Below are 17,547 nucleotides of genomic sequence, written 5' to 3'. Positions count from 1 at the left end.
TCACACTTAACTGTTTTCAAACCGAAAACTGTTTTGCATATCATTTATTTATTACATTAAAAACATCATGGAAACTACTACCACAATAATGGGTATTGTGATTTTAATTATTGTTGCTATCCCAATCTATTTTTCTGCACGTTCATCTGCAGCAAGCAAATCGAGAATTTTAAATATTAAAAAAAGATTCAATCCAACTCATCCAGAAGATTTTGATTTGACAGAATCAATCAACAATAAAACATTGACAATTGATCAGAAAAATAACAAGTTTATTTTAATGAATTTCAATCCAAATCAGCAAGAGTCAATATATGTCGATCTAAACACAATTGCTTCATGCAAATTAGTTCCGACAACAGATGCAGGTTCTGATGCTATTGTTAAAATTGACTTTGATTTTCAAGAAAAAGAAACTGGTAAAAAAATAATAATTCCATTCTATGATTTTGACGATGACCGCATCAAACAGATTAGCGTCTATCAAGATCATCAGTTTGCGAAAAAATGGCTTAAAATCATCCAAGATTCTATATCACGTTAGTTATTTAATTCAGAAAAGAGGCTCTATTTTAGGCCTCTTTTTTTTGCTTCTTACATGATATTTGTCATTTTATGTCTTAGCTTGAAGTTTTAATTTTGATGTAAACTAAATCCGTCGTTATGAAAATTTCTTTGACTCAAAAGTACAACGTTCCAGGTCCTAGATATACTAGCTATCCGACTGTTCCGTATTGGAATGAAGCTGACTTTACATCAGAAAAATGGATTACTACTTTGAAACAATCATTCTCTGAAAGCAATTCAAAAAACGGAATAAGTTTATACATTCATCTTCCTTTTTGCGAAAGTATGTGCACTTTCTGTGGATGCAACAAGCGTATTACCAAAAATCATTCAGTAGAAGAAAAATACATTCAGGCAGTTCTTAAAGAATGGAAAATGTATTGTGATTTGCTTCCTGAAAAACCCGTAATTAAAGAAATTCATTTAGGTGGAGGAACTCCTACATTCTTTTCAAAAGAAAATTTGGAATGCCTTATAAACGGAATTTTTAATTATGCTGTAAAAGCAGAAAATCATGAGTTTAGTTTTGAAGGACATCCAAATAATACAACTTACGAACAGCTTAAAAAACTATATGATTTAGGCTTTCGCCGAGTGAGTTTTGGGGTACAAGATTACTCTGCAACTGTTCAAAAAGCAATTAATAGAATCCAGCCGTTTCATAATGTTGCCAAAGTAACTTTTTGGGCAAAAGAAATTGGCTATACTTCAATTGGACATGATATTATTTTTGGGCTTCCATTTCAAACTATCGAAGATGTAGTAGATACGGTAGAAAAAACGAATTCATTGAAACCAGATAGATTGGCATTTTATAGTTATGCGCATGTGCCTTGGATAAAAGGAAACGGACAGCGTGGTTTTAATGATGAGAACCTGCCAAAAGACGCCGAAAAGAGAAAATTGTATGAAATTGGTAAAAAGCTTCTTATTCAAAATGGTTATCATGAAATTGGAATGGATCATTTTGCTTTAGCTGATGATAGTTTATACAAAGCGGCTCACAACGGAAATCTGCATAGGAATTTTATGGGCTATAGCGCTTCCAAAACTCAAGTTATGATTGGTTTAGGCGTTTCTTCAATAAGTGACAGCTGGTACAGTTTTGCTCAAAATACCAAAAGCTTAGAAGAATATTATGAGATTTTGGAATCTGATAAACTTCCTGTTGTAAAGGGTCATATTTTAAATAATGAAGATCTTATTATTAGAAAACATATTCTGAATTTAACCTGCGAATTGGAAACTTCCTGGACTTCGGAATCTCTAAATTTTATCGAACTTCCTGAAGTTCTAATCGCTTTAACAGAAATCGAAAACGATAATTTAATTGTTATTGAGAATAATAAAATCAAAATTACAGAAGAAGGAAGACCTTTTGTACGTAATATTTGTATGGCATTTGATTTACATCTAAAAAGAAAGTCACCGGAAACAAATCTGTTCTCGATGACTGTATAATAAATCTTAAATTACATTTTTTAATGGCAGTTTGGAGTCTGCTGTACAAAAAGACTCATGTTTGAAGGAGAAATATAAGGAATTCCTAATCCCAATCCTCGAAGGATAAATAAAACACCAATTATAACCGCAACATAAGGAATTGCCTTTTGGATTTTGTTTCTAAAAGGCAATTTTAATAATGAGTTGACATAAACCACAACTGTCATTAACGGTATCGTTCCTATTCCAAACAAAAGCATATAAAGAACTCCAAGACTTGCGCTTTGCATTGCAATTGCTCCAAACAAAGCAACATAAACCATTCCGCATGGTAAAAAACCGTTTAGAAGACCAATTGTAAAAAGAGATTTGTAACTCTTATTTTTAAACTGACTTCCTAGATTAGTTTTAATTTTTGAAATGATTTTATAAACTGGCTTAGAAAAATTGTATTGTGCAAATTTTTTCTCAGGAATTAAAACCACAATAATCATTATGACACCAATAATAATTGACATTTTTTGCTGTAGTCCTGCTAAGAAAAAACCTCTTCCAAGCAAACCAAAAATCAATCCGATAGTAGCATAAGCTGATAATCTACCGAAATGATACGTCATAATCTGCGTCACTCTTTTAGCTTCATTTTGCCTATCTACAGGAAGCATCATAGCAATTGGTCCACACATTCCGACGCAATGCAAACTGCTGATTAAACCTAAGAAGAAAGCTGAGAATAACATGATTTTTAGTTTACGTAAATAACTTCTTTAGTGAGATATTTTTTGCCTTCATATTGCCATTCCATATTCACATCCCAACGTCCTTTTATTAATTTTTTCTGTGGAATAATGATTTCAGAATTGGTTAAAGCAATTTGAGTATTAAAATCAAATTTTTTATTTGAAGGTCTGTACAATTGAATATTTCCTTTTACTTTATCGCTTTCAAATCCTGCAGGAAAAATTACTGCTACACCTTCTCCAGTATATTTGATTGATGGCTTATGCTGTAAATCGTGTGCATTCTGAATTCTTGCCATTTCTTCCTGAAAGTGCGTGTCATGTTTGTAATATTCTTCAACAACCAAATCATTATCGTATTTAGAATTTGACTGCACTTCAAAAACAAAATATAAAATAAATGTCATAAACAATCCGAATGCAATGACAATTCCTGTTCCCCAATTAAATTTCATGATGTAAATGTTTTAATTAAAACTGCGTGGCCCTAAGAAATTTGTTGTTGTAGTTTCTATAAGTTCAGAACCGTTGTATACTCCTATTTTTACTTTTGTTTTATCACTTTCTAATAAAACTTCATCTATTTCAATAAACAATGTTCCTTGAGAAATTCCTTCTTTAGCAACTTTAAAATGTCTTTTACCAACGTTTTTAATTTCTCCTTTTTGATCGATTAATTCGAAATGAATGTCGTTGTAATCTTTCATTGTTTTGTTTACAATTTTATAAGTGTAAACATTACTGATTTTTTCACCATCATGCTGGAACAACTGACCTGGCAAACGTAAAACAACAGCCTGAACATCTGTTCTTAAAAATAGCATTCCAACAAAAATACTCAATAAAATGAAGAGAACAGCTGTATATCCTTTCATTCTTGCTGTAAACTTGAAAGGTTCTTTTTTTGCAATTTCATCTTCAGAAGCATATCGGATAAGACCTTTTGGCAATCCTACAGATTCCATAATATGATCACATTCGTCTATACAAGCTGTACAGTTTGTACATTCCAACTGCGTTCCGTTTCTAATGTCAATTCCCATTGGGCAGACGTGAACACATTGAAGACAATCAATACAATCTCCTTTTCCAGTTAATGCTCTATCTTCATTTTTTTTGAATTTTGCACGTCCTTCTTCTTTTTCTCCACGCACAAAATCATAAGCAACATTTATAGATTTATTGTCTAGAAGAACACCTTGCAATCTTCCGTATGGACAAGCAATAATACAAACCTGTTCACGGAACCATACAAAAACGAAATAGAAAACACTCGTAAATATAAGTAGCGCAATAAAATTGCTTGCTTGTTTTACAGGACCTTGCTCTATCATTAAGAATAAAGCATCGCTTCCTACCAAGTACGCAAGAAAAATATTAGCAATAAGGAAAGAGATTAGGAAAAATATCGTCCATTTTAGAACTCTCTTTCTAATTTTTTCAGCATTCCATTCCTGTCTCGCTAATCGACTCTGAGATCCACGATCTCCATCGATCCAATATTCTATACGACGAAAAACCATTTCGAGGAAAATAGTCTGCGGGCAGATCCAGCCGCAAAATATTCTTCCGAAAACAACAGTAAATAAAATTATAAATACAACGCCAACAAGCATTGAAATTACGAAGAGATAAAAATCCTGTGGCCAGAAAGGGAATCCAAAAATATTAAAACGACGTTCCAAGATATTGAACATCATAAACTGATTCCCATTAACCTTAATAAAAGGATTTATGAATAAAATTGCCAGCAAAACATAGCTGACAATTTTCCTATAATCATAAAATTTACCAGACGGTTTTTTAGGAAATATAAATTTTCGTTTACCACCTTCATCTATTGTTCCAATGGTATCTCTAAAAGCTTCGTCTGGTAAATTTGACATGATATTCTAATTATTTTTTAACTTCTGTGGTATCTTTTGTGGTTGCAGCAGCGGCATCGGTTTTAGGAGCACTATCATCTACCCAAACTTCCCCTTCTGCTTCTTTAGGATCTTTAGGATTACTTCCTTGCAAAGACAGAATATAACTCGCAACTTTTTGTATTTCTTTTGGTTTAAGGGTACCTTTCCAGGCAATCATACCTTTACCATCTCTACCTCCATTTGTAATGGTGTGGAATAGATTTTTAATTCCTCCACCTAAAATCCATTTATCATCTGTAAGGTTCGGTCCGATTTGACCTCCTCCATCTGCACGGTGACAGGCAGCACAATTGGTTGTAAAGATTTCTTTTCCTGTTGCTAAGCTTGGTTCATCAGTAAGCAAAACGACCGTTTTTTCATCCATTAAATCTGGAGCAGTTTTCATGTACTCTTCAACATCAATTTTTGCCTGCGCCATTTCTTTTTTCAATTCCATTTCCTGATCATCAGCACCTAAAACATCATAACGAACAACATAAATTACTCCAAAAATGATACAGATGTAGAATAAATATACCCACCATGGCGGTAAATTATTATCTAGTTCTTTGATTCCATCATAATCATGATCCATCAATAAGTCGGCTTCTTTTTCAATTGGCTCTGTTTTAGTCAATTTATGCATTAGGTTTTTAAACCAAGTGCTTTCTTTGAAGCTTAAACTTTCTTCAAGTTCTTTTTGAGCTTTTTCTTCTGGTGTTAATAACTGAAACATCACTCGATTTACAGCACTAAGCGTAATCTCGATAGCAATCAGAATAAACAAAAAGACAAATAAAAAGAGTGATACCATTGGATATTTTACAAAAGCTGGCTTATCGCCCGAATCAATAAAATATTCCATCAAAGCAAATACGATGAAGAAAATCAACGGTACTCTAACATATACTGGGAAAAACTTTTTCATTTTTATCTATCTTTTGTAATTACACTAAGTCCTTCATCTAAAGGTATATTACTCATTTCTTGAATTTTTTCTTTTCTATAAGAGAACACCCAAATGCCTAATCCTACAAAGAATAAGAAGAAAATTAAGAGGGAAATAATCGGGTAAATTTCTATACCCGATATTGTTTCCATATTGTGTTTTATCTGTTCAAACATAATGCTGTTATTTAGTTTCTTTTACTTTAATATCAGTACCAAGTCTTTGAATATAAGCGATCAAAGCAACGATTTCTCTTTCGTTCATCGGAATAAATTTCTCGCCTTTTGCAGCAGCTTTTTTACGGCTGTCTTCATAACTCTTTACGAAATCAGGATCGCTTTCTAAGCTTTTTTCAATCTTAACAGCCTGCTCTCTTAAAGTTCTCTGTGCATTTGCAACATCTTCTGGAGTATATGGTACTCCTAAAGAAATCATTGCCTGCATTTTCTTTTGTGTCAATGAAATGTCCATTGGTTTGTTATCGAACAGCCATTTATAACCTGGCATAATAGATCCTGCAGATGTACTTTGCGGATTCCACATGTGGTTAAAATGCCAGTTGTCATTATACTTACCACCTACTCTTAATAAATCTGGTCCAGTACGTTTTGATCCCCATAAGAATGGATGGTCGTAAACAAACTCTCCCGCTTTTGATTGTACTCCATAACGTTCTACTTCACTTCTAAAGGGACGAACTGATTGTGAGTGACATCCAACGCAACCTTCTCTAATATATAAGTCACGTCCTTCAAGCTCTAACGGTGTGTATGGTTTTACACTTGAAATAGTTGGAATATTTGATTTTACCATAATTGTTGGCACAATCTGAATAATACCTCCAATTAAAATTGCAATTGTAGCTAGAATAGTTAACTGAATTGGTTTTCTTTCTAACCAAGAGTGGAATTTCTCTCCGCTTAATCTACCGCTTTTTATTGTTTGTAATGCTGGAGCCTGAGCCAATTCATCTTCGATTGTATTACCAGCTTTAACCGTCATAATAATATTATAAACCAAAGTAAGCATACCTATTAGATACAAACTACCTCCGATAGCTCTCATCCAATACATTGGCATAATAGCTGTTACCGTTTCAAGGAAGTTCCCATAAGTTAAAGTACCGTCTGGGTTAAACTGTTTCCACATTGACGCTTGTTGGAAACCTGCCACATATAATGGAATTGTATAAACGATAATACCTAAAGTACCAATCCAAAAATGGAAGTTTGCCAATTTCTTAGAGAATAACTCCGATTTTGTCATTCTTGGAATCAACCAATAAATAATACCAAACGACATGAAACCATTCCAAGCTAAAGCTCCTACGTGTACGTGAGCTACGATCCAGTCCGTATAGTGTGCAATAGCATTTACATTTTTTAAAGATAGCATTGGACCTTCAAAAGTGGCCATACCGTAACCTGTAATCGCTACTACAAAGAATTTTAAAACCGGTTCTTCACGAACTTTATCCCAAGCTCCTCTTAATGTAAGAAGTCCGTTAATCATACCTCCCCAAGATGGAGCGATTAACATTACTGAGAATGCAACTCCTAAATTCTGAGCCCAGTTTGGCAATGCAGAATATAATAAGTGGTGAGGTCCAGCCCAGATATAAATAAAGATTAAAGACCAAAAGTGAATAATAGATAATCTATATGAATAAACAGGTCTATTTGCAATTTTTGGAACAAAATAGTACATTAATCCCAAGAACGGAGTTGTAAGGAAGAATGCCACCGCATTGTGCCCATACCACCATTGTACAAGCGCATCCTGAACACCAGCGTACACAGAGTAACTTTTTAAACCTGAAACTGGAATTTCGATATTGTTAAAGATATGAAGTACCGCTACCGTCACAAATGTTGCTAAATAAAACCAGATTGCTACATATAAGTGACGCTCTCTACGGCGAAGCATGGTACCAATCATATTGATACCCATTACCACCCAAATTAAAGCGATAGCAATGTCAATTGGCCACTCTAACTCTGCATATTCTTTAGAAGAAGTATAACCTAACGGAAGTGTAATCGCAGCGGCAACAATAATCAACTGCCATCCCCAGAAGTGAAGATTACTAAGAAAATCACTAAACATTCTGGCTTTTAGCAATCTTTGCAGCGAGTAATACATACCGGCAAAAAAGGCATTACCCACAAAGGCAAAGATAACTGCATTAGTGTGTAAGGGTCTTAATCGGCCGTAACTCAGCCACGAAATCCCATCTGTAATGTTGGGAAAAAGGTACATTACCGCCAAGGTAAGTCCCACTAACATACCTACAACTCCAAAAAGAATTGTGGCATAAATGAATTTTTTTACAATTTTGTTGTCGTAATAAAACTGTTCCATTTCCATAATTATACTTGTTTTTCTTCGATTGGTAAATTATTATTTTGGGAATTAATTTTTGTTTCGTCATCAAAAAGAATTCTGACTGAAGGAGTATAATCATCATCATACTGTCCAGATTTGACAGCTGCGATAAAGGCAATAAAGAAACAGATTGCCACAAAAATACTTACTGAAATTAAAAGATAAATAACACTCATACCTTAGATTTATATTAACAAAATTACTTCGTTAAGGGCGCATAAAATATGATAATTATCATAGAGAAAAGAATATGTTAAATTTAATAAAATATATTCTTTAATAATTTAAAATCATTCTAAATTTCTATTACTGAAATAGTTAGACATAAAAGTCACAAAACTTACAATCGTAATCGTACTCAACGGCATGATGATAGCTGCAACTAACGGTAGTAGATTTCCAGTAACCGCAAAAGCGAGTCCGACAACGTTGTAGAGCAATGACAATCCAAAACTCATTTTTATGATCAAAATGGCTTTATGGGAAAGCTTCAAAAAGTAATGGAGACGTGAAAATTCCGTTGCATCCAAAATGGCGTCGCATGCGGGTGAAAAGACATTTACATTTTCTGATATAGAAATCCCTACGTTACTTTGTGCTAATGCACCAGCGTCATTTAGTCCGTCACCAACCATCATTACATTTTGTCCCTTTTCCTGAAGTTTCTTGATATATTCAAGCTTTTGCTCCGGTTTTTGATTGAAGATCAATTCAGTACCTTTAGGCAGAATAACTTCTAGATTTGCCCTTTCACCATCATTGTCACCAGAAAGCACTTTTATTTGATAATCTTTGCTCAGGTTTTCAAAAAGCTTTTCTATACCCTCTCTATATTGATTTTGAAACGTAAATTTTCCAAAATAGATATCTCCTATCTTGATGTGCAATGCTGTCTTCTCAATTTCTGAACCATCCGCAACTATATCATCTACAAATTGTCCAGAACCAACTCTAATTTCTTTTCCTTCAGCAATAGCTAAAATTCCTTTTCCTGTAATTTCTTGGAACTCTTCTATATTAATACGTTTTGCTTCTGGAAGAAAATCATAAAGCATTCGGCTTAATGGATGGTTTGAACCTCGCAATACATTTTTAACCAATACAATATCTGAATCTGAAATAAGATTTCCTTCATATATTATATTCGACTTCTTGTTGGTTGTAATAGTTCCTGTTTTATCAAAAACAATAGTATCAACTTTAGCAAGCTGCTCAATTACAATAGCATTTTTTAAGTAAAATTTCTTTTTACCTAAAATTCGTAATATGTTTCCAAAAGTAAAAGGAGCAGTTAGAGCCAATGCACATGGGCAAGCTACGATCAATACCGCTGTAAAAACATTAAAAGCAGTATTGGCATCTATAAAAATCCAATAACCAAAACCAGCAAATGCAATGAGCAATAATATGGGGGTAAAATATCGACTGATTGCATCTGTTATGGTTTTGTGTTTTTGGTCTACTTTTTTCTGAAAAATTTCGTTACTCCATAATTGGGTTAAATAACTTTGAGAAACAGAATGTAAAACTTCCATTTCGATCACTTTACCAATCTGTTTTCCTCCTGCAAAGACTTTATCTCCAGACTTTTTAGTAATCGGCACTGCTTCTCCTGTAACAAAACTATAGTCTATTTCCGCGCTTTCGCTAATTAAAATTCCGTCAACAGGAATGAGTTCTTGATTTCGAATCAACAGTCTGTCGCCTTTTAAAACATCATAAATCGCCACGTTGTCTTCTGAAGCGTCTTTATTGATTTTAGTAACGGCAATTGGAAAATAGGATTTAAAATCACGCTCGAAACTTAAAAAACTATAGGTTTTAATTTGAAACATTTTGCCAAGAAGCATAAAAAATATCAAACTGGCCAAACTGTCAAAAAATCCTGGACCGTGATCCATCAGCATATCATAAGTGCTGCGAATAAACATCACGATAATTCCTAAAGCAATCGGAATATCAATATTAAGCATTCTTGTTCTAATACTATGATATGCAGAAACATAATATCCACTTGCTGAGTAAAAAAAAGTTGGTAATGCTAGAAGAAAAATAAGCAATCTAAAAAATGGCTTATAACTATCGAGCCAGAATTCTTTCATTTCGAAATATTCTGGAAATGAAAGCAGCATAATATTTCCGAAACAGAAAAATGCAACACCTAATTTATAGGTTAAACTTCTGTCGACTTTTGCTTTTGCGGATCCATAATTTTCTAAACTAATATAAGGTTCATAACCTATAGAACTTAGGAGACAAACTATTTCTTTTAAAGAAACCACATCAGAATTAAAGGTAATTCTAGCTTTCTTTTCGTGAAAGTTAACTTGAGAAGTACTAATTCCTGGCTGAAGACGATGTAGGTTTTCTAAAATCCATATACAAGAACTGCAATGGATATGTGGAATATTTAAAGAAACAATCGATGTGTTTCCTTCTTGAAACTCTAAAACTTTTGCAAGTATAGTTTCATTTTCTAAAAAATCATATTTTCCTTTGATGTCTTGAGGAGTGGCACCTGGAGACTTTTCAAAATCATAATAAGATGTCAGGTCATTGATGCTGAAAATTTCGTAAACTGTTTTACAGCCAGTGCAACAAAACTTTTTATCATCAAAATCAATTTCTTCATTTTGTTCAATAGTTAAACCACAATGAAAACAACTTTGCTCCCTCATAAACTTGTTTTTATTTGCCACAAATTTCCAATTAAAGCGCAATTATTAAGATGATAATTGTCATATTATTTTGAAATTGGAATTCTAAATTTATAAAATAAAAAGCTCAAAAGAGAGCTAACCCTAATTTATAATAAATTTACCTTATAAAGGTGGTTAAAAACACTCAAATATCCTTATTTTTGCAGCAAACAAATATTGTCATGAACAAATGTGATCAATGCATTGTACGCCAGTTAAGCTCATTAAAAGCCCTTAACAAAGAAGAAGTTATTAAGTTAGCCAGCAGCAAAACGACTTACAAAATTAAAAAAGGTGAGGCTCTTTTTGAAGAAGGCGAAGTAACCAATGGGGTTTTCTGTGTAAAAGACGGTGTTGGAAAACTTTCAAAACTGAGCGCAAACGGAAAAGACCAAATTGTAAAATTGGTAAAATCTGGCGAACTTCTTGGACAGCGTTCTATGATTAGCAATGAGCCTGCAAATTTGACTGCAAAAGCGATTGCCGACATGGAAGTTTGTTTTATTCCTAAAACTGAAATCATTAATTTCTTTAATAACAATAATCAGTTTTCTTTAAATATGATGCAATCTGTATGCGAAGATTTAAAGGAGTCTGAAAACGAAAAAATTGCTTTAGTTCAAAAAACAGTTAAGCAGAGACTTGCTGAAACTTTACTGCACCTACATGATGAATTTGGTGAAGATGCTGACAAAACACTTAAAGTTCAGCTAACAAGAGAAGAACTTGCTGGTATTATTGGCACGGCAACAGAAAGTTGTATCCGTCTATTATCTGATTTTAATAAATTGGAATTAATAGAATTAGTTGGAAAAAAAATCATGCTTAAAGATGTTCGCGCTTTAAAGAAATTGGCCGACAACTAAAGTTTTTTCGCCTCGTTCCAGAAAACATCCATCTCTGTAAGCGTCATGTCCATTAATGGTTTTCCTAATTCATTTGCTTTACTTTCTAGGTATTGAAAACGTTTTATAAACTTTTTATTGGTTCTTTCTAAAGCATCTTCTGGATTTACATTCAAAAATCGAGCGTAATTAATCATAGAAAACAAAACATCTCCGAATTCATCTTCAATTTTGTCTTGATTTCTAGATTTTACTTCATCTTGTAATTCTTGTAATTCTTCTTGCACCTTATCCCAAACCTGATGAGGTTCTTCCCAGTCAAAACCCACGCCTTTTACTTTATCTTGAATTCGGCTAGCTTTAACCATTGCAGGAAGACTTCTTGGAACACCTTCTAAAACAGATTTCTTACCTTCTTTAAGTTTCAGCTTTTCCCAATTTTGCTTTACTTCCTCTTCATTTTCTACTTTTACATCTCCGTAAATATGTGGATGACGATGAATGAGTTTTTCACAGATTTCATTACAAACATCAGCAATATCAAAATCATTGGTTTCACTGCCTATTTTAGCGTAAAAAACAATATGAAGCAACAAATCTCCCAATTCTTTTTTAACTTCATTTAAATCATTATCCAAAATAGCATCGCCAAGCTCATAAGTTTCTTCAATTGTCAAATGTCGCAACGTTTGCAATGTCTGCTTTTTATCCCACGGACATTGCTCACGAAGTTCATCCATGATATTTAATAATCTCTCAAATGCTTTTAACTGGTTTTCTCTGTTCATTTTGAAGTTTCTTTTGATTTAAACTTGATTCTGTAAAATTAAAAAATCCTGTCAAGAAAACATCTTAACAGGATTATATATGTTTAAAGAAAACTACTATTCTTCTTTTTTAGCTTTTGCTTTTTTAGCTGCTGGAGCTTTTTTTGGTTTTTCTTCAGCAACTGGAGCTTCTTCTTTTGCTTCTTCAGCTGCAGGAGCTAAATCTGTAACTAAACCTTTTGCTTGAAGCGTGTTGTACCAGCTTAATACTTTTTTGATATCTGATGGATAAACTCTCTCTTCGTCATAATCTGGAAGAATTTGTTTGAAATAAGCAGACAAAGTAGCATTATCTTCTTTATGAGAAATAGCCTGTCCTTTGTTTTCTTTAACGGCAATCTGCTGCATTACTTCAGTTAACGGTTTCTCGCCTTCATAAGTATAAATCGAAATTTCAGACAATAAACTTACATTGCTTTTTAGATTTACAGTAATCTTCTTCCCATCAATTAATGATTCCGCCACAAAACCTGTACGAGTTTGTACTTTTAATTCGTATAAACCTGGTTTTCCTGAAATGGCTAAAATTTTCGTTAAATTCATTTTTATTAAAATTAGTATTAAGAATTTTATTTATTTTTTGTTTCTAAGTATTTAGAAAACTTATCTTGCTTTTTTAGCTGCAAAAAATTTCATTCTATATTCCTGAGAAGTTTTTCCTTCAGTAATGTTTTTCAATTTCTTTTGGATCAAACGCTTTTTAAGAGAAGAAATTTTATCTGTAAACAAAATTCCTTCAATGTGGTCATATTCGTGTTGGATAACTCTTGCTATTAATCCGTCAAATACTTCCGTTTTCATTACAAAATCTTCTTCACAATATTCGATTGTAACAGTTGGTTTTCTGTAAACGTCTTCACGCACATCGGGAATACTCAAACAGCCTTCATTAAATCCCCACTCTTCTCCTTCTTCTTTAACGATTTTAGCATTGATAAAAGTCTTTTTGAAACCTTTCAAATCTTTTTGTTCCTCTGAAGGAAGATCCTCATCATCACTAAAAGGCGTTGTGTCTATAACAAACAAACGAATTGGCAGTCCAACTTGCGGTGCTGCAAGTCCAACTCCATACGCATTGTACATAGTCTCGTACATATTTGCGATCGTTTCTTTTAGGTTTGGATATTCTGGTGTAATATCCTGCCCTACTTTTCTTAAAACAGGATCACCGTATCCTACAATTGGTAAAATCATTTGTTTTTATTTATGTTTTAATGTGCTGCAAAAAACAGAATTAAAGTTCTGATATTTCAGCTGGCAAAAATAGTAAAAAATAGTCAATGAATAATTCTTATACCGTATTATTCGCATTTTTTAGTTGATGCTAAAAATCTCATCCATAATTATGCCAAAATCACTCCTACAATTCTTACCTTTGTTAGTAAACCTCTTTTTATGATTGATAGAATTTCGAAATTTACTAACAGTACTTCCTTTCTCAACGCCTCTAAAGTAACTATTGCTTCTGTTGTTCCTGTTTTAGTTTTAAATTTTCTAGGTCATTTTGAAATCGGGTTTACAATTGCACTTGGTGCGTTTTATACTTATCCCAGCGATATTCCGAGTTCTCTCAGCCATAAAATAAAAGGATTAGTTGCAGCTTCTTTTATTGTTTCTGGAGTTAATCTTTTGGTAAATCTCGTTTATCCGTTTCCTTTACTTTTTTATATCTTTTTAGGTTTTCTGCTTTTTTTATGTTCAATGATTTCGGTTTATGGACAGCGAGCTACTTTGATTTCTTTCTCTGCTTTATTATCCATTTCATTATCCTTCGGACATTTGCACGAAGGCTGGGAAGCTTTTGAATATTCGGGTTTCATTTTTATTGGAGGAATTCTATATTTAATAGTATCACTTGTTTTTCATTTTGTACAACCATATAAATATGTAGAATTACAAATTGCCGAAGGAATAAAACTTACTGCAAAATATCTCAAATTAAGAGGTGATTTATGGAGTCCCGAAGCTAACAGAACAGCTATTATCGAGAAGCAGCTTGCTGTACAAGTTGAATTGAATCTTATACATGAAGATTTAAGAAAAATGCTAATTGGAAACCAGAATGCATCCGGAACTACGAGCCAGAATAGAAAAATGCTTTTGGTTTTTATTACTTTAGTTGAAATTCAAGAATTGGCACTATACACTTCTTTCGACCACAGTAAGCTTCATGTGAAATTTGCCAAACATCCTGATGTTTTAAGAACCTATCAAAATGTAGCCTATAAGTTAGCTTCAACTCTTAAAAAACTTTCAAAAAATGTCAATCATATCAGTACTTATGTTGACAAACATGATTTAAAAAATGAATTGGACGCGCTAGAATTTGCCATTTTTGATTACGAAAAAACATTAGGAAAAGAAGAAGCCGCAGAAGGCGTACTGATGCTAACCAATATGCTTAATTACGCCAAAAATCAAGTTGGAAAAATCAAAACGATCCAGCGTGCACTTTCTTTAGCAATGCAATCCTACAAACTGAAAGATCAAGACAAAGAGCTTGAAAAATTCCTTACGCCACAATATTATCCGTTGCGAACTTTGATTGAAAACTTAAGTTATTCATCTTCTATTTTCAGACATTCGATACGATTAACTATTACCATTTTGATCGGTTTTTTTCTTGGACAACTTTTACCATTTCAAAACGTGTATTGGATTCTACTGACCATTGTCGTAATCATGCGTCCTGGTTATGGCTTAACTAAAGAACGATCTTACAATAGAATGTTCGGTACTATTTTAGGAGGAATTATAGCTTTCGGAATTGTATCTGTTATCCAAAATCATGTTGCGTTGAGTATTTTCTCTATTGTATGTATGCTACTCGGAATTTCATTTACACAAATCAATTATAAGATCAGTGCAACATTTGTTACGATGTATGTCGTTTTTATCTACGGAATTCTAACTCCAGATATTAATGAAGTAATTCAGTACAGAATATTGGATACACTTGCGGGAGCAACTTTAGCTTTTATTGCCAATCAGTTTTTATGGCCTGCTTGGGAATTCATCAATACTCCCATTCATATTGAAAACACTATTCGAGCCAATCGAAATTATTTAAAGGAAATAGCCGATTTTTATAATAAAAAAGGTGAAGTTCCAACTTCATATCGTTTAGCACGAAAAAATGCCTTTGTTGAAATAGGAAATTTAATGACTTCTTTTCAGCGTATGATGCAAGAGCCTAAGTCGAAACAAAAAACAATGCCTTTGGTAAATAAGTTAGTGGTTTTAAATCACTCTTTATTATCTGCTTTAGCATCCTTGTCGACTTACATTCAGTCGCATCAAACCACTTCAGCATCTGATTCTTTCAATTATATTATTAAAACTATTCTAGCCAATTTGGATCATTCTATTTCTGTTTTAAGAAACGAAGTTGTAATAAAAGATACTTTTTTCGAAAAAGAAGATGTGACCTTGCAATTTGAAGAATTAAAACGTAGGCATTTTACACGTTTGGCAGAAGATGATGACCTTGACAAAGAAACGCGACAGGCCAAAATGCAGGAAGCACAAATGGTAATTGAGCAATTAATCTGGATGAGCAATCTAGCAGAAAAGATTCTAAAAAACACAACCGACTTAAAAGCAACAAATCCAGATTAATTCATCTGGATTTGTTTTTTATTGAAATATGAGAAGCTTAATTTAACTTTAAAACTTCTGCTGTTTGTTTTCTAAGCTGTTCTAAAAGTTCTGGCTTATCATTCAAAGTTTGTCCGTAAGACGGAATCATTGTTTTTAATTTCGCTTGCCATTCTGGTGTTTTAATTTGATTTGTAAAACATCTGCTTACCAAATCAACCATAATTGCTACAGCTGTAGAAGCTCCTGGAGAAGCGCCTAATAAAACTGCTAAAGTTCCGTCATGCGTATTGATAACTTCAGTACCAAATTCTAAAACTCCACCTTCTTTTTCATCTTTTTTGATTACCTGAACACGCTGACCTGCTTTTTCCAATTTCCAATCTTTAGAACGTGCTGTTGGAAGATATTCACGTAAAGCTTTCATTCTGTCTTTTGGAGACTGACGCACTTGCTCTATCAAATATTTCGTTAATGGAATATTGTGATACCCAGCAGCCAACATCGGAATTAAGTTATTACGCTTAATAGATAGAGGTAAATCTAAATATGAACCATTTTTAAGGAAACGAGTTGAAAATCCTGCGAATGGACCAAAAAGAAGTGCTTTTTCACCATCAATTACACGAGTATCAATATGAGGTACAGACATTGGAGGAGCTCCAACACTTGCTTTTCCGTAAACTTTTGCTTGGTGTTTTGCAATTACTTCTGGATTTGTACATTTCAGCCATTGTCCGCTTACCGGGAAACCTCCATATCCATTTCCTTCAGGAACATTTGCTTTTTCCAATAAAGGAAGAGAACCTCCTCCTGCACCAATAAATACAAATTTAGTATACGCTTTACGAGTATTTCCTGTTGACAAATCTTTAATTTTAATTCTCCAAGATTTATCTTCACGCTGTCTTAGTTTTTTAACTTCATGATTAAAGAACAAAGAAACGCCGTCTAATTTTTCTAAGTAATTGAACATACTTCTTGTTAAAGCACCAAAGTTAACATCGGTACCAATTTCCATATGTGTTGCAGCTAATTTTTCGTCAGCATTTCTTCCTTCCATTACCAATGGCATCCATTTTTGAAGCTGTTCAAAATCGGTGCTAAAAGTCATGTCGGCAAATATTGGATTGCTATGAAGCGCTTCGAATCTCTTTTTTAAATAATCTACATTTTTATCTCCCCATACAAAACTCATATGAGGCACGCTTTTAATAAAATTATCCGGAGACGGCACTTTATTCTGCTGTACTAAGTAAGACCAAAATTGGCGAGAAATCTCAAATGATTCTGCAATACTTATTGCTTTTTTAGGATCTATGCTTCCGTCTGCCTTTTCTGGAGTATAATTTAATTCACAAAAAGCAGAGTGTCCAGTTCCTGCATTATTCCAAGCATCAGAGCTTTCTGCTGCAGCAACATCTAATCTTTCGTAAATTTCAATTTTTATATCTGGTTGTAATTCTTTCAAAATTACTCCAAGAGTGGCACTCATTATTCCAGCGCCAATGAGTACTACATCACTATTTGAACGTATGGTTTCGTCAGGCATAACAGTATTTTTATTTAAAGTGCAAAGGTACTTTTT

16 protein-coding genes are annotated in these 17,547 nt (G+C 33.3%); 4 read left to right on the top strand and 12 right to left on the bottom strand.

What is annotated here, in order from left to right; genetic code table 11:
• Positions 1-67: 67 nt before the first annotated feature.
• Both JI750_RS10220 and hemN read left to right on the top strand, forming a co-directional pair.
• Entirely contained in the window at positions 68-544 is a 477-nt protein-coding gene (locus JI750_RS10220; RefSeq protein WP_202001095.1) for a hypothetical protein, read from the top strand.
• A gap of 119 nt (positions 545-663) precedes the next feature.
• On the top strand, positions 664-2,028 hold the full coding sequence (gene hemN, locus JI750_RS10215; protein WP_202001092.1) for an oxygen-independent coproporphyrinogen III oxidase: 1,365 nt from the start codon (positions 664-666) through the stop codon (positions 2,026-2,028).
• Positions 2,029-2,048: 20 nt separating this feature from the next.
• On the opposite strand, the gene JI750_RS10210 is transcribed toward hemN, so the two are convergent.
• The 8 genes from JI750_RS10210 to JI750_RS10175 all read right to left on the bottom strand — a co-directional run bounded on the left by JI750_RS10210 (position 2,049) and on the right by JI750_RS10175 (position 10,669).
• Positions 2,049-2,750: a sulfite exporter TauE/SafE family protein gene (locus tag JI750_RS10210; protein ID WP_202001089.1), complete on the bottom strand. Its 702-nt coding sequence runs from the start codon at positions 2,748-2,750 to the stop codon at positions 2,049-2,051.
• A gap of 5 nt (positions 2,751-2,755) precedes the next feature.
• Positions 2,756-3,205 carry a FixH family protein gene (locus JI750_RS10205; protein ID WP_008462668.1) on the bottom strand — a complete coding sequence of 150 codons (450 nt, stop codon included), beginning with the start codon at positions 3,203-3,205 and terminating at the stop codon, positions 2,756-2,758.
• Between the two features lie 12 nt (positions 3,206-3,217).
• Positions 3,218-4,636: a cytochrome c oxidase accessory protein CcoG gene (ccoG, locus tag JI750_RS10200; protein ID WP_202001086.1), complete on the bottom strand. Its 1,419-nt coding sequence runs from the start codon at positions 4,634-4,636 to the stop codon at positions 3,218-3,220.
• 10 nt (positions 4,637-4,646) lie between these two features.
• The gene (locus JI750_RS10195; RefSeq protein ID WP_202001084.1) at positions 4,647-5,585 is read right to left on the bottom strand and encodes a cbb3-type cytochrome c oxidase N-terminal domain-containing protein; all 939 of its coding nucleotides are present in this window, start codon (positions 5,583-5,585) and stop codon (positions 4,647-4,649) included.
• Between the two features lie 2 nt (positions 5,586-5,587).
• Positions 5,588-5,782 (bottom strand): cbb3-type cytochrome oxidase subunit 3, encoded by a 195-nt coding sequence (locus JI750_RS10190; RefSeq protein WP_202001081.1) that lies wholly within the window; start codon positions 5,780-5,782, stop codon positions 5,588-5,590.
• A 7-nt stretch (positions 5,783-5,789) separates the two neighbouring features.
• Complete coding sequence (gene ccoN, locus JI750_RS10185; protein WP_202001077.1) at positions 5,790-7,973, bottom strand: cytochrome-c oxidase, cbb3-type subunit I; 2,184 nt, start codon at positions 7,971-7,973, stop codon at positions 5,790-5,792.
• A 2-nt stretch (positions 7,974-7,975) separates the two neighbouring features.
• Complete coding sequence (gene ccoS, locus JI750_RS10180; RefSeq protein ID WP_125719535.1) at positions 7,976-8,167, bottom strand: cbb3-type cytochrome oxidase assembly protein CcoS; 192 nt, start codon at positions 8,165-8,167, stop codon at positions 7,976-7,978.
• 114 nt (positions 8,168-8,281) lie between these two features.
• The gene (locus JI750_RS10175) at positions 8,282-10,669 is read right to left on the bottom strand and encodes a heavy metal translocating P-type ATPase (protein ID WP_202001073.1); all 2,388 of its coding nucleotides are present in this window, start codon (positions 10,667-10,669) and stop codon (positions 8,282-8,284) included.
• Positions 10,670-10,872: 203 nt separating this feature from the next.
• On the opposite strand from JI750_RS10175, the gene JI750_RS10170 reads away from it, so the two are divergent.
• Positions 10,873-11,556: a Crp/Fnr family transcriptional regulator gene (locus JI750_RS10170; protein ID WP_202001070.1), complete on the top strand. Its 684-nt coding sequence runs from the start codon at positions 10,873-10,875 to the stop codon at positions 11,554-11,556.
• On the opposite strand, the gene mazG is transcribed toward JI750_RS10170, so the two are convergent.
• From mazG to def, 3 genes are all read right to left on the bottom strand, one after another.
• The gene (gene mazG, locus JI750_RS10165; protein ID WP_202001068.1) at positions 11,553-12,323 is read right to left on the bottom strand and encodes a nucleoside triphosphate pyrophosphohydrolase; all 771 of its coding nucleotides are present in this window, start codon (positions 12,321-12,323) and stop codon (positions 11,553-11,555) included. The two genes, JI750_RS10170 and mazG, sit on opposite strands and share 4 nt — an antisense overlap.
• 96 nt (positions 12,324-12,419) lie before the next feature.
• The gene (locus JI750_RS10160) at positions 12,420-12,905 is read right to left on the bottom strand and encodes a DUF5606 family protein (RefSeq protein WP_202001065.1); all 486 of its coding nucleotides are present in this window, start codon (positions 12,903-12,905) and stop codon (positions 12,420-12,422) included.
• A 60-nt stretch (positions 12,906-12,965) separates the two neighbouring features.
• Positions 12,966-13,556, bottom strand: coding sequence for a peptide deformylase (def, locus tag JI750_RS10155; protein WP_008462650.1), 591 nt, complete (start codon positions 13,554-13,556; stop codon positions 12,966-12,968).
• A gap of 201 nt (positions 13,557-13,757) precedes the next feature.
• Between def and JI750_RS10150 the strand changes: the two genes are divergently transcribed.
• A complete protein-coding gene (locus tag JI750_RS10150; protein ID WP_202001062.1) occupies positions 13,758-15,980 on the top strand; it encodes an FUSC family protein in 2,223 nt (740 codons plus the stop codon).
• 37 nt (positions 15,981-16,017) lie between these two features.
• Here JI750_RS10150 and JI750_RS10145 read toward each other — a convergent pair whose 3' ends face one another.
• Entirely contained in the window at positions 16,018-17,511 is a 1,494-nt protein-coding gene (locus tag JI750_RS10145; RefSeq protein ID WP_202001060.1) for a malate:quinone oxidoreductase, read from the bottom strand.
• Positions 17,512-17,547: the final 36 nt, after the last annotated feature.

It is taken from the genome of Flavobacterium tagetis (genome assembly GCF_016735615.1).
In the GTDB taxonomy this organism is placed as follows: domain Bacteria; phylum Bacteroidota; class Bacteroidia; order Flavobacteriales; family Flavobacteriaceae; genus Flavobacterium; species Flavobacterium tagetis.
Note: the sequence above shows the minus strand (reverse complement) of the source record. Positions and strands in the feature narration are given on the sequence as shown.

Excerpts from the sequence above, each read along its gene's own strand:
- JI750_RS10205 (WP_008462668.1), bottom strand. The coding sequence starts at position 3,205 with ATGAAATTTAATTGGGGAACAGGAATTGTCATTGCATTCGGATTGTTT.
- JI750_RS10175 (WP_202001073.1), bottom strand. The coding sequence starts at position 10,669 with ATGAGGGAGCAAAGTTGTTTTCATTGTGGTTTAACTATTGAACAAAAT.
- JI750_RS10190 (WP_202001081.1), bottom strand. The coding sequence starts at position 5,782 with ATGTTTGAACAGATAAAACACAATATGGAAACAATATCGGGTATAGAA.
- ccoG (WP_202001086.1), bottom strand. The coding sequence starts at position 4,636 with ATGTCAAATTTACCAGACGAAGCTTTTAGAGATACCATTGGAACAATA.
- JI750_RS10170 (WP_202001070.1), top strand. The coding sequence starts at position 10,873 with ATGAACAAATGTGATCAATGCATTGTACGCCAGTTAAGCTCATTAAAA.
- JI750_RS10210 (WP_202001089.1), bottom strand. The coding sequence starts at position 2,750 with ATGTTATTCTCAGCTTTCTTCTTAGGTTTAATCAGCAGTTTGCATTGC.
- JI750_RS10150 (WP_202001062.1), top strand. The coding sequence starts at position 13,758 with ATGATTGATAGAATTTCGAAATTTACTAACAGTACTTCCTTTCTCAAC.
- def (WP_008462650.1), bottom strand. The coding sequence starts at position 13,556 with ATGATTTTACCAATTGTAGGATACGGTGATCCTGTTTTAAGAAAAGTA.
- JI750_RS10160 (WP_202001065.1), bottom strand. The coding sequence starts at position 12,905 with ATGAATTTAACGAAAATTTTAGCCATTTCAGGAAAACCAGGTTTATAC.
- ccoS (WP_125719535.1), bottom strand. The coding sequence starts at position 8,167 with ATGAGTGTTATTTATCTTTTAATTTCAGTAAGTATTTTTGTGGCAATC.
- mazG (WP_202001068.1), bottom strand. The coding sequence starts at position 12,323 with ATGAACAGAGAAAACCAGTTAAAAGCATTTGAGAGATTATTAAATATC.
- JI750_RS10195 (WP_202001084.1), bottom strand. The coding sequence starts at position 5,585 with ATGAAAAAGTTTTTCCCAGTATATGTTAGAGTACCGTTGATTTTCTTC.
- ccoN (WP_202001077.1), bottom strand. The coding sequence starts at position 7,973 with ATGGAAATGGAACAGTTTTATTACGACAACAAAATTGTAAAAAAATTC.
- JI750_RS10145 (WP_202001060.1), bottom strand. The coding sequence starts at position 17,511 with ATGCCTGACGAAACCATACGTTCAAATAGTGATGTAGTACTCATTGGC.
- JI750_RS10220 (WP_202001095.1), top strand. The coding sequence starts at position 68 with ATGGAAACTACTACCACAATAATGGGTATTGTGATTTTAATTATTGTT.
- hemN (WP_202001092.1), top strand. The coding sequence starts at position 664 with ATGAAAATTTCTTTGACTCAAAAGTACAACGTTCCAGGTCCTAGATAT.